This window comes from Actinokineospora terrae, from assembly GCF_900111175.1.
Taxonomy (GTDB): Bacteria; Actinomycetota; Actinomycetes; order Mycobacteriales; family Pseudonocardiaceae; genus Actinokineospora; species Actinokineospora terrae.
The window spans coordinates 201,018-212,491 of sequence record NZ_FOGI01000003.1 but is presented as its reverse complement, the minus strand read 5'-3'; the positions used below and the strand labels follow the sequence as shown (position 1 = coordinate 212,491).

The following is an 11,474-nucleotide window of genomic DNA, read 5'->3' as shown; positions in this document are numbered from 1 at the left end:
GTGTCGAACTCACACGATTTCCCACCCGGTCCCCGGGTGGTGCGGCGAGGGGGTTGAATCGGCAGTGGCCAGCGTTCATACCGTGGGCGTGGTCGGGGCTGGGGTCATGGGCCGGGGCGTCACGATCGCCCTGCGCCAGGCCGGGTTCTCGGTCGTGCTCGTCGACCGCGAGACCAGCGTCCTGGACAGCGTACGACGCACGATCGCCGACGACGTCCGGCTCTACGCGCTGCTGGCACCGGGGTCGGCCATCACCGCAGCCGAGGTCGTCGACGGCACGGTGTTCAGCACCGACCTGGCCGATCTCGCGGGCGCCGACCTGGTGGTGGAGAACGCCACCGAGCGCTTCGAGGTCAAGGCGCCGATCTACCGGCGGCTCGGCGAGCTGCTCGCCCCGGGCACCCCGGTCGGGGTCAACACCTCGGCCATCCCGATCACCCGGCTCGGCGCGCTGACCGGGCGCCCCGAGGACGTGGTGGGCACCCACTTCATGAACCCGGTGCCGCTCAAGCCGACCGTCGAGGTCATCCGCGGTCGGCGCACGTCGGAGGACACGCTGGGGCGGATGCGGGAGTTCATCACCGCACTGGGCAAGAAGAGCGTGGTGGTCAACGACTCGCCCGGGTTCGTCACCAACCGGGTGATGATGCTGACCGTCAACGAGGCGGTGTTCCTGCTGCACGAGGGCGTGGGCACCGCGGCCGACATCGACCGGCTCTTCGTCGAGTGCTTCGGCCACACCATGGGCCCGCTGGAGACCGCCGACCTGATCGGCCTGGACACCGTCCTGCTCTCCATCGAGGTGCTCCACGACGAGTTCAAGGACAGCAAGTACCGGCCGTGCCCGCTGCTGACCAGCATGGTCGACGCGGGGCTGCACGGCCGCAAGAGCGGGCAGGGCTTCTTCCACTACGGATCCGGCGCTGGCGCGTCCGGAAAGGCGGGGTAGATGGGCGCGGACAACAAGGCCAGGATCCGGGAGTTCGTCCTGGACAACATCGCCGAGACCGAGCTCGCCGACAGCGACGACATCTTCGAGCGCGGCCTGGTGCGGTCGATGTTCGTGATGCAGCTGGTGGTGTTCGTCGAGCAGGAGTTCGGGGTCCAGGTGACCGGCGACGACCTGCAGTTCGACCACTTCCGCAGCGTCGACCGGGTCGACGAGCTGGTCGCCCGCAAACTCGCCGCGGTGTGATGCGCGCGCTGCGGGTGGCGCTGCCCGAACCGGTTCCCGACGGGCTGGCGCCAGAACTGGCGAAACGGCTGTTCTTCGTCTCCAGTGCCATTGCCGAGTTCGACCTGGTGGCCGAGGGCGGCGTTATCACCGCGGTCGACCTGGTCCTTTCCGGCGAAGTGGCGGAATCGGCCATCACGGCGAAAATCGGGAAAGTCGTCGCGGCCGAGGTGTTGACCCAGCGCGCGTTGCCGCCGCGGCAGGTGTGGCGGTCGCCGGTGTCGGTCGAGTCGTTCACCGACCCGTTCCCGCTGCTGCTGGCCACCGACGCGGCGTTCGTCGCCGGTGAGGGGCAGGTCGGGTTCGGCGAACCGGTGCTGTCCCTTGTGGACTACCTGGACGCGCGGCTGCGGTCGATCGCGTTGGTGTTGCCGCGCTCGCGGGAGTTCCGGTACCCGACCCTGTTGCCCACCAGCGTGTTGGACCGGTTCGGGTACTTCGGGTCGTTCCCGCAGTTCGCGATGTTCGTCACCAGGCTGCACAGCGACATCGACGTCTACACCGGGTTCGTCGACCGCTACCGCACCGAGGGGCGGCTGCCGGACGACCTGTTCGACCAGTGCGGCGACAAGGACTACTGCCTGCCGCCGACGATGTGCTACCACACCTACCACCAGTACACCGGCCGCCGGCTTGCCGAGGAGATGGTGGTGACCGCGCGCGGCAAGTCCTTCCGCCACGAGTCCCGGTACCACACCAGCATGGAACGCCTGTGGGACTTCACCATCCGCGAGATCGTGTTCCTCGGCGGCGAGTCGTTCGCCACCGAGTGCCGCGACGCGGTGATGGCCGGGGCGTACGCGCTGCTGGAGGAGTTGGGGCTCGCGGGGCACTGCGAGGTCGCCAACGACCACTTCTTCGGCAACGCCGACACCGCGGGCAAGATCCTGTCGCAGCGGATGATGGAGCTGAAGTTCGAGCTGCGCGTCCCGGTCGCGGCGGACCGCACGATCGCGGTGGGCTCGTTCAACCTGCACGGCCACTTCTTCGGCGAGTCCTTCGGCATCACCGGTCCCGACGGTGCTGGCGTGGCCAGCGGGTGCGTCGGGTTCGGCCTGGAGCGGCTCGCCTACGCGTTCCTCTGCCAACACGGCACCGACCCCGCCGGTTGGCCCACGTCCGTCACCGACCGGATTGGGGACCCAGGTGCTGCACGGTCTCACCACTGACCAGCGCGACGCCCAGACCGCTTTCGCCCGCTTCACCGACGAACGCCTCATCCCGCACGCGGGCGCCTGGGACCACACCGAACGCCTCGACGACGCGGTCATCAAGGACCTCGCCGCCGCGCGCTGGCTGGTGCCCACGCTGCCGTCCGAGGCGGGCGGCACGGGGATGGACGTGGTGACGTACGGGTTGTTGAGCGAGGAGTTGGGGCGCGGCTGCGGGTCGGTCCGCAACCTGGTCGCGGTGCAGGGCATGGTCGCGCACGCGGTTCTCCGGTGGGGCAGCAAGGAACTGGCCGACCGCTGGGTCCCGGCCATCGGCACCGGCACCACCATCGGCGCGTTCGCCCTCACCGAACCCGACGTCGGCAGCGACGCCCGCAACGGCACGACCACGGCTCGCCGGGTGCCGGGCGGGTTCGAGATCACCGGCCACAAGAAGTGGCTCAGCTTCGCCCAGCGCGCCGGTGTCTTCCTGCTGTTCGCCCGCCTGGACGACGACCCGGCCGCGTTCGTGGTCGAGCGCGACACCCCCGGCTTGACCGTCTCGCCCATCACCGGCCTGCTCGGTCTCCGGGCCTCCGAGCTGGGCGAGGTCGTGCTCGACTCGGTCGTGGTCCCCGAGTCGAGCCTGCTCAGCCACGGCAGGCTGACCTTCGACCTGGTGGCGACGTCCTCATTGGACTACGGCCGCTACAGCACGGCCTACGGCTCGGTCGGCCTCGCCCAGGCCTGCCTGGACGCCACCCTCGACTACACCCGGACCCGCACCCAGTTCGGCGTCCCGCTGGCGGAGCACCAACTGGTCCGCCAGTCCCTCACCGACATGATCACCTCGGTGGAAGCCGCGCGCCTGCTGTGCCACCAGGCCGGAATCATGCGCGCCACCTCCCATCGGGACGCCATCCGCCAAACCCTGATAGCCAAGTACTTCGCGTCCCAGACCGCCTACACCACCGCCACCGCGGCCGTCCAACTCCACGGTGCCAACGGAGTGGGCCCCGACTACCCGGTCCAACGCCACCTCCGCGACGCCAAGATCCAGGAGATCATCGAGGGCACGACCCAGATCCAACAACTCCAGATCGCCGACCTGACCCTCACCCACCGCTGACCCCGCGCGCGCATCTCCGGGCCCGCTGACGAGCCCGGAGATCCGACACCCGCTCAGTTGCCGTCGGTGCTCCAACTGGTGATCTCGGTGCTGGTCGGCGAGGGCTGCACCCAGATCGACACGTCCTTCGCCTGCACCGGCAGGCTGAACGGAGCCAGGACGACGGCAGGGCTGGGCAGGGTCTTGAAGAGGACGTCGTTCCCGGCGGACCTCGTCAGCTCGGCCACGGTCGTGCCCGTCGAGTCGACCGCGCGGACCCGCGGCTTGTCCAGGTCGAACGGGTCGCCGGTGCGGTTCGCGATGCTGATCTCGAACGTCCCGGCCGCCATCCCCCTGGTGGCGGCCAGGTCGGTGACCCGGACCTCCAGCGCGGTGGCCCAGTCCTTGGTGGTGGGCAGCGCGTAGCCCATCGACTCGCCGTACGTCATCCGCGCCGTCGGGGTCGCGGGGACGGAGCTGCCCGCGGGCGCGGCCGTGGCCGAGGCCGCCGCCGAACCCGGGATCTCGCCCTGCGGCAGGACCGTGGCCGACGCCGCCGCGCTGGTGGCCGACGTGGGGGCCGCCGAACTGATGGCGGCCGGGGTGTCCTGGGGGCCGCAGGCCGTTGTCGCGAGCAGGCCGACCGCGACGACGGCGAAGATCCTGAGTGGACGGGGGTACATGCGTGCTCACGTTCCTGTCACTGGTCGACTGCGGGTGCCGCGCCACCCGATCTGTCCGATGTGGCGCGATCTGAGCTTCGTGATCTTGCCCGGCTCCGTGACACCCGAACGCGGAGACCTTCGCAATCCGTACAGCGGGACAAGTCGGCCTGGTTCAGCTCAGCGCGCGCCGAGCTCGCACCAGGTCTGCTGCCGCGTCCCGCCACAGCCCGTGGTCGAACGTGAATCCAGCCGCCAGCAGCCGCCCCGGGACCACTCGGCGGCTCTTGAGCAGCAGCTCCGTGTCCGACCGCAGCGCGAACGCCCCGATCTCGGCCATCCACCTGGTCGCCGGGAGTCCCACGGGCATCCCCCAGGCGCGGCGCAGCACCCGCACGAACTCGCGCTGCGGCAAGGGGTCCGGAGCCGCCACGTTGACCGCGCCCACAACGTCCGCGGCGAGCAGGTACTCCACCGCCCGCAGGAAGTCGTGCCCGTGGATCCACGACACGTACTGCCGTCCCCCGCCCACCGGTCCGCCGAGGCCGAGCCGCGCCATCCAGGACAGCACGTCGAAGACGCTGCCCCGGTCCGGGCTCATCACCATCGCGGTCCGCAGCGCGACTTTGCGCGTTTCCGGCGTGGATGCCTCCTGCTGCGCCAGTTCCCACTGCTTGGCGATCTCCACGCTGAACGCCCAGTGCCCCGGCACGTCAGGCTCCGACCCGCCGATGATGCCCGTCGCCTCGTCGTTGGGAGCGTCGTCGCGGTGGGCGTAGATCGTCGCCGTGCTCATCTGCAACCACACCCGGGGTGGCGTCGCGGCCGCCGCGATCGCGGAGCCGACGGCCCGCGCCGAGTCCACACGGGACGACATCATCTCCCGCAGGTTCTCCTCGGTGTACCGGCAGCTGACGCTGCGCCCGGCGAGGTTGATCACCGCGTCGCAGCCGTCGATCTCACCGGCCCACGCCCCCGAGGTGCGCCCGTCCCAGCGGACCGACCGCACACCACCGCCGACGTCGACCGCCCGCCGACTCAGGACGACGACCTCGTGCCCGGCCGCGGCCAGCGCGCGGCTCAGGAATCCCCCGACATTCCCGGTCCCGCCGGGCACCACGACCTTCATGAGTCAGGCTACCGCCGGTGGACAACGCCAATCAGTGCGATTCACCACGGTAGGTGCAGCCCGAGGTGCAGGTCTCCCGCACCGTGATGGCCGACAACGGCAACGTTGCCCGAAGCCGTCCCCACAACCACTCCGCGAGCACCTCGCTGGTCGGGTTCTCCAGACCGGCGATCTCGTTGAGGTAGTAGTGGTCGAGCTCCGCGATCACCGGTCGCACCGCGGCCTTCAGGTCACCGAAGTCCATGACCCAGCCCGCGACCGGGTCCACCGGCCCGGATACCGCTACCTCCACGCGGTAGGAGTGCCCGTGCAGCCGCGCGCACTTGTGCCCTTCCGGGACGTTCGGGAGCCGGTGCGCGGCCTCGAAGGTGAACTCGCGGAAGATCTCCATCAGGCTATTCCCAGGTACTTGTGGGTCTGCAGGCTCAGGTGCCACTGCGGGTGGCGCAGGCAGTACTCGACGGTGGCGCGCGTGTTGGCCTCGACGTCCGGGCCGTCCATCGGCTGGAGCAGGAAGTGCGCGAAGTCGAGGTGCTCGAACCGCTCCGGCTGCGCGTCGGGCTGCGGGTAGACCAGCTTCAGGTCGTCGCCGCTGGTCAGCACGACCTCGGCGGTGGACTTCGGCGACACGCAGACCCAGTCGAGCCCGGGCGGCGCCGGGCGGGTCCCGTTCGTCTCGACCGCGACCTCGAACCCGGCGTCGTGCAGCGCGTCGACCGCGTCCTTGTCCAGCTGCAGCAACGGTTCCCCGCCGGTGCACACGACGTACGGCTTGCTGCGCGGGTGCGCGGCGCCCGCCCACGCCGCGGAGATGGCGGCGGCGAGGTCGGCCGCGGTGGCGAACCGCCCGCCCCCGGGGCCATCGGTGCCGATGAAGTCGGTGTCGCAGAACGTGCAGATCGCGCGGTGCCGGTCCTTCTCGCGGCCGGTCCACAGGTTGCAGAGGCTGAACCGGCAGAACACCGACGGCCTGCCCGCGTGCGTCCCCTCGCCCTGCAGGGTGTAGAAGATCTCCTTGACCAGGTACATCAGGCCAGCGCCGGGTCGGTCAGCCCGAGGTCGGCGAAGCCGCGGTCGCGCAGCAGGCAGGAGTCGCAGCTGCCGCAGGCCCGACCGTCGACCGGGTCGTAGCAGCTGTGCGTGAGGCCGTAGTCGACCCCTAGCTCCAACCCGCGCTGGATGGTCTCCGCCTTCGTCAGCGCTACCAGCGGCATGTGGATGGTGAGGTTCTGACTGCCCTCGACCCCCGCCTTCGTCGCCAGGTTGGCCATCGCCTGGTAGGCCTCGATGTACTCCGGCCTGCAATCCGGGTACCCGCTGTAGTCGAGCGCGTTCACCCCGATGAAGATGTCCTGCGACCCCAGCGTCTCGGCCCAGGCCAGCGCGAAGGACAGGAAGATGGTGTTGCGCGCGGGCACGTAGGTGATCGGGATGTCCTGGGTGACCCCGGCGACGCTGTCGTGGTGCGGGACGTCGATCGAGTCGTCGGTCAGCGCGGAGCCGCCGAACACCCGCAGGTCGATGTCGGCCACTACGTGCTTGCTGGCCCCGAGCGCCGTCGCGACCCGTCCGGCAGCCTCTAGTTCTACCGAGTGCCGTTGGCCGTACCGGAAGCTGAGCGCGTAGGTCTCGAAGCCGTCCGCGGCGGCGATCGCCAGGACCGTCGCCGAGTCCAGACCGCCGCTGAGCAGCACAACCGCCTTCGGCTTCGTCGCTGTCACGCTTGTCCGACCCTCTCCTTGTTCCCCAGGCCAGGTGCCCGTGTTCCCCGGGCCAGCCTACTCCGGTCGGGTCAGTGGCCCGGCTCACCCAGGCCTCCCGCGCCTGCCTCGGTGACACGTGTTCACGCTGGTTAGACTGGGTCGATGCGGGCCTCGCGGGTATTCGTGACCAATCGGGAGAGCAAACACCGGCTTCCCCTGTTCCTCCCGGTGTACCAGCCGCACCGCCAGCACGGCCTGCTGGAGAGCTGGGTCGACGGCCCGCGGGTGGACGGCTGCATCGTCAACTCGTACTTCCTCTACAAGCAGCGCGACCTGCGGGAACAGGTCCTGGAGCAGGGCCTGCACGACTACCTCGGCTTCGACGGGCTGGTCACCACCGACTCCGGGGCGTTCCAGGGGTTCACCCGCAAGCTGTACCTGGACAACCGCGACATCGTCCGGTTCCAGGACCGCATCGGCAGCGACATCCTCGCCCCGCTCGACCTGGTCACCCCGCCCGGTGACTCCCGGTCGACCGCCGAGGCGAAGCTCACCGCCACCGAGAAGCGCATCCGGCAGGCGCTCGGGCTGGTCGAGCGCGGCATCCTGGCGGGGGTCACCCAGGGCGGTCGGTACATGGACCTGCGCCACCGCAGCGTGCGCACCCTGCGTGACATGGGAGTGCGCTACCTGGCGCTGGGCAGCCTGGTGCCGTTCTTCAACCGCAACCACGACATGGGCTTCGTCGGTGCCGTCGCCAAGGACGCGCGCGAGGTCATCGGCCCGGACGTGCCCATGCACCTCTATGGCGCGGGCGACCCGTGTGAGCTGCCGTTCCTAGTGGCCTGTGGCGTCAACATCTTCGACTCGGCCTCTTATGGCCACTTCGCCCGTGACGGCTGGTACATGACCCCGTACGGCGCCATCCGGGACCCCGGGCCGCTGAAGGCGGGGGAGTACAGCTGCGCTTGCCCTGCCTGCGCCGAGGACCCCACCTCGTTCCCCGAGGGCGAGGAACTGTTCTTGCACAACCTGTGGACTATCTGCGCCACCATGGAGGAGATCAACGCCCGGCTCGACGCGGACACCCTGGACGCGTACCTGGCGGAGATCCTGGAGGTGCACGGCAGGTGGTTCCCGAACAGCGCCCTGGAGCGCTCGTGGCGGGAACTGGTGGGCTGAGCCATCGACCTGATGCGCTCGCTGGCCGCTGACCTGGCAGGCGACATAGTCCGGCGCTACCGCATCGAGCACGACGACGCGGTGGACATGGTGGTGGAGTCCTTCGGCCGCAACCGCGCCCTGGTCAGCGCGGTGGGCGACGCCGAGTCGGTGGACAAGGTCAAGCGGTTGCGCGTCTACCGGGACGCCGCGACCGCGGCCAAGAAGGAGATCTACCACCACCTCCGCCGCTACCGGCCCGCCGAGTCCTCCGCCACCGCGGCCGTCGACAGGCTGGTCGAGGAGCACTCCGCCGAGGCCATCCAGGCCGTGGTCTCCGGGCACGTGTCCACTGCCGAGCGTCTTGGCACCATCGACAGCTTCTTCAGCCAACTGTTCGACCACATCGGTAGCCCTAACAACATCATCGACGTCGGCTGCGGCGTCTTGCCGTTGGTGTTCCCGCTCGACGACCCACCGGTGAGCCACCTGTGGGCCGTCGACACCGACCCCGAGGCCATCCGCGCGGTGTCCGCGCACGCTCGCGTCGACCAGCGGATCCACCCGGTGCGCTGGGACCTGACCGAGGACTGGCCCGCGCTGGTCGAGCAGGGGCTGCCCACCCGGCTCGACGTCGCCCTGGTGCTCAAGGTGCTGCCGGTGGTCGCCCGCCGCTCGCCCAAGGCGCTGGAGGTCCTCGCCCGCACCCCGGCCGACCTGCTGGTCTTCAGCGGCTCCCGCACCGCCATGGCCAAGCGCCAGGACATCGAACGCCGCGAGACCGGTGTGCTGCGCCGCTTCTTCGCCGAGTACGGCTTCACCGAGGTGGGCGAGTTCCGCACCGAGGACGAGATCTGCCTGGTAGTCCGACCGGGTTGAAGTTCGCCGCGCCCTGCTGGGACGTCGGTAAACTGCCCTCGTTTCGGCGTTGACCGGGGAGGCAGCGTGATTCCCACCGTATCCCTCGACGACGTGGTGGCCAGGGACCCGGGGACGGTGGACGTGGTCCACACGGCCACCAAGGACATCGGGCTGTTCTACTTGGACAGCGGCCCCGGTACCGCGTCCCACCCGTTCGACATCTCCCGCCGGTTCTTCGCGCTGCCGCCTGCCGACAAGCAGGCCCTGTCGATCTCCCTGTCCTCCGCCTACCGCGGCTACGTGGGCGTCGGCGAGGAGAGCACCAACGGCGCCGCGGACCTGAAGGAGTCCTTCGAGTTCGGCAAGGAGGACGCCCCGCCCGCCGTCGCCGATCCACCGCCGTACTACCGGATGTACGGCGGCAACCAGTGGCCCGCCGAGGCCCTGCTGCCCGGCTTCCGCGCCGCCATCGAGGCGTACTCGGCGCACCAGGCCAGGATCGGCGCGGCGGTGGTCGGCGCGCTGGCGGCCACCCTGGACCAACCCGCCGTGCTGGGGCGGGCGGACGCGCCGTTCGGGGCCGAGCTGTCCTCCTTCGCGCGGGTCATCTACTACGCCAACCCGTCCGGTTACGCGGACGGGGCCCGGTTGGCCGCGCACACCGACAGCGGGATGGTGACGGTCAGCGTGCAGGACACCCCTGGGCTGGAGGTGCGCACGAGCTCAGGGGAGTGGATACCGGTAGTGCCACCGGACGGGTGTTGCGTTGTCTTCACCGGTGAACTGTTGGAGCTATGGAGCCGCGGCTATTACCGCGCGTGCGTGCACCGGGTGCACAACGCATCGCTGGCCCGCGACCGGATCTCACTGATCACGTTCTTCCTCCCGGACCTGCGCAGCACCCTGCGCCCCCTGACCACCGCGGACAGCGCCCGGCTCGCGGGCGCCGTCGTACCCCGGGGCAACTCGTGGTTGACCGGTGACGGGGCGGCGTTCGTCGTGGGGGAACGGGAGTGGGCCAGGGTCGGCGAGATCTTCTAGTGCGACTCGGCGAACCTCAGCTGGACCCGCTTGCGGGTCTCGGCGTAGAGCCGGTCGATCTGGTCGACGTCGTGGCAGTCGTAGAAGGCGTCGTAGCAGTAGAGCCAGTTCACCCGGTTCGCCTTGGACCCGTCGCGCGGCGGGATGTGCTGGCCCTCCCGCAGGTACTTCTGCTCGAAGCTGAACTCCGGCTGGGCGTGCACCCAGGACAGGCCCTCCAGCTCGCGGAAGGTGCCCGACTCGTGCGCGTTGACGAACACGCCGAGGGTGAACCCGTCGCGGCCCTCGAACTTCTCCGGCAGGGCCTCGCCCACCAGCAGTTGAAACCGCATCTGCCGGGTGTCGACGCCGAACCAGTTGTCCAGCGTCTGCGGCACGGCACCGCCGCCGAGGCGCGGGTTCAGCTCGATCATGTGCGCCGCGCTGCCGTCCCACTTGAACTCGATGTGGACGAAGGTGTCGTCCACGCCGAGCGCCGTCACCGCCTCCTGCATCGCGGCGTGGATGACCGCGTGCTCGGACTCGCTCAGGAACGGCGTCGGGCACAGGTTCGCCGTCTCGAACCGGTAGGCGCCGTCGCTGTCCCAGAAGTACTTCTCCTGGGTGAGCATGCTGGTCAGCCTGCCGTGCTGGACGAACGCCTCCAGCGACAGCTCGCGGCCGGTGACGAACTGCTCCACCAGCAACTGCCTGCGCGGGTCCCACTCCCGGCCGTCGTCGGTGCGGAAGGTGTGGATGCCGGTGTCCTCGGCCAGTTCGGTGAAGACCGTGCTGATCAGGTCGTACCCCTGCTCGGGGCCATCGATGATCTCCACGTAGGACCCGCCGCTACCCCAGATGGGCTTGACGATGAACGGGTAGCCCAACTGCTCACCCAGCTCGGCCACCCGCTCCCGGGACAGCTCGTCCCGGTCGAGCACCACGAACCCGGTCGGCATGACCTCCGACAACACCTCGCGCAGCAGGGGTTTGATCCGGCAGTTGAGCTGCCCGCGCCTACCGGGGAACGAGATGCCCAACCGGTCCGACACACCCAACTGCATGTGCCAGACCTTGTCGTTCAACGTGACCCAGTTGGCCAGCCGCCCGCGGTACGGCTCCAACACCGCCGCTGTCACCTCGGTCGAGTAGACGTCGTCGCACGCCAGGACCACATCGGCGTGGTCGACGTACCGCTGCACGGACTCCGGCGCGGCCAGCACCAGCGATCTCAAGCCCATCTTGCGCAGCAGACCACACCGGATCTCGACCTCCCCGAAGCCCTCGAGTCCGGGAAGCGCCACGTCGACGTAGAACTCGTCGCCGTTGTCCTGCATCGGTTTCACCCCTGTTGCCGTCAGCCGAATCGACCCGGTCGTGGACCTGCGCGCGAGCAGCCGACAACCGCGCCCGTCGCGACAACGGCCCCCGTCGCGACACCGGCC

Annotated in this window: 13 protein-coding genes; 7 read left to right on the top strand and 6 right to left on the bottom strand. The window is 69.7% G+C overall.

Translation table 11 applies throughout. The features are described from left to right. Positions 1–82: 82 nt before the first annotated feature. The 4 genes from BMY07_RS07025 to BMY07_RS07010 are packed head-to-tail and all read left to right on the top strand — an operon-like array spanning position 83 to position 3,514. Positions 83–949 carry a 3-hydroxyacyl-CoA dehydrogenase family protein gene (locus BMY07_RS07025; protein WP_281245044.1) on the top strand — a complete coding sequence of 289 codons (867 nt, stop codon included), beginning with the start codon at positions 83–85 and terminating at the stop codon, positions 947–949. Next, positions 950–1,195 (top strand): hypothetical protein, encoded by a 246-nt coding sequence (locus tag BMY07_RS07020; RefSeq protein ID WP_092775653.1) that lies wholly within the window; start codon positions 950–952, stop codon positions 1,193–1,195. Then, entirely contained in the window at positions 1,195–2,403 is a 1,209-nt protein-coding gene (locus BMY07_RS07015) for a class-II aminoacyl-tRNA synthetase family protein (RefSeq protein WP_092775652.1), read from the top strand. Before BMY07_RS07020 ends, BMY07_RS07015 begins: the two co-directional genes overlap by 1 nt. Next, positions 2,381–3,514, top strand: coding sequence for an acyl-CoA dehydrogenase family protein (locus tag BMY07_RS07010; protein WP_092775651.1), 1,134 nt, complete (start codon positions 2,381–2,383; stop codon positions 3,512–3,514). Before BMY07_RS07015 ends, BMY07_RS07010 begins: the two co-directional genes overlap by 23 nt. Positions 3,515–3,567: 53 nt before the next feature. On the opposite strand, the gene BMY07_RS07005 is transcribed toward BMY07_RS07010, so the two are convergent. The 5 genes from BMY07_RS07005 to queC all read right to left on the bottom strand — a co-directional run bounded on the left by BMY07_RS07005 (position 3,568) and on the right by queC (position 7,005). Continuing rightward, a complete protein-coding gene (locus tag BMY07_RS07005; RefSeq protein ID WP_092775650.1) occupies positions 3,568–4,176 on the bottom strand; it encodes a hypothetical protein in 609 nt (202 codons plus the stop codon). Between the two features lie 154 nt (positions 4,177–4,330). Further along, positions 4,331–5,284, bottom strand: coding sequence for an epimerase (locus BMY07_RS07000; RefSeq protein WP_092775649.1), 954 nt, complete (start codon positions 5,282–5,284; stop codon positions 4,331–4,333). 31 nt (positions 5,285–5,315) lie between these two features. Continuing rightward, the gene (queD, locus tag BMY07_RS06995) at positions 5,316–5,675 is read right to left on the bottom strand and encodes a 6-carboxytetrahydropterin synthase QueD (RefSeq protein WP_092775648.1); all 360 of its coding nucleotides are present in this window, start codon (positions 5,673–5,675) and stop codon (positions 5,316–5,318) included. Then, entirely contained in the window at positions 5,675–6,313 is a 639-nt protein-coding gene (gene queE, locus BMY07_RS06990; RefSeq protein ID WP_245782251.1) for a 7-carboxy-7-deazaguanine synthase, read from the bottom strand. Before queE ends, queD begins: the two co-directional genes overlap by 1 nt. After that, positions 6,313–7,005 carry a 7-cyano-7-deazaguanine synthase QueC gene (gene queC, locus BMY07_RS06985; RefSeq protein WP_092775647.1) on the bottom strand — a complete coding sequence of 231 codons (693 nt, stop codon included), beginning with the start codon at positions 7,003–7,005 and terminating at the stop codon, positions 6,313–6,315. The genes queE and queC overlap by 1 nt, the downstream gene beginning before the upstream one ends. A 144-nt stretch (positions 7,006–7,149) precedes the next feature. Here queC and BMY07_RS06980 point away from each other — a divergent pair, with 144 nt between their 5' ends. The 3 genes from BMY07_RS06980 (at position 7,150) to BMY07_RS06970 (ending at position 10,050) form a co-directional block, all read left to right on the top strand. Next, complete coding sequence (locus BMY07_RS06980; RefSeq protein WP_092775646.1) at positions 7,150–8,169, top strand: tRNA-guanine transglycosylase; 1,020 nt, start codon at positions 7,150–7,152, stop codon at positions 8,167–8,169. A 12-nt stretch (positions 8,170–8,181) separates the two neighbouring features. Continuing rightward, a complete protein-coding gene (locus BMY07_RS06975; protein ID WP_092775645.1) occupies positions 8,182–9,027 on the top strand; it encodes a class I SAM-dependent methyltransferase in 846 nt (281 codons plus the stop codon). 66 nt (positions 9,028–9,093) lie between these two features. Beyond that, entirely contained in the window at positions 9,094–10,050 is a 957-nt protein-coding gene (locus BMY07_RS06970; protein ID WP_092775644.1) for a 2-oxoglutarate and iron-dependent oxygenase domain-containing protein, read from the top strand. Here BMY07_RS06970 and BMY07_RS06965 read toward each other — a convergent pair. Then, complete coding sequence (locus BMY07_RS06965) at positions 10,047–11,366, bottom strand: ATP-grasp domain-containing protein (RefSeq protein WP_092775643.1); 1,320 nt, start codon at positions 11,364–11,366, stop codon at positions 10,047–10,049. The two genes, BMY07_RS06970 and BMY07_RS06965, sit on opposite strands and share 4 nt — an antisense overlap. Positions 11,367–11,474: the final 108 nt, after the last annotated feature.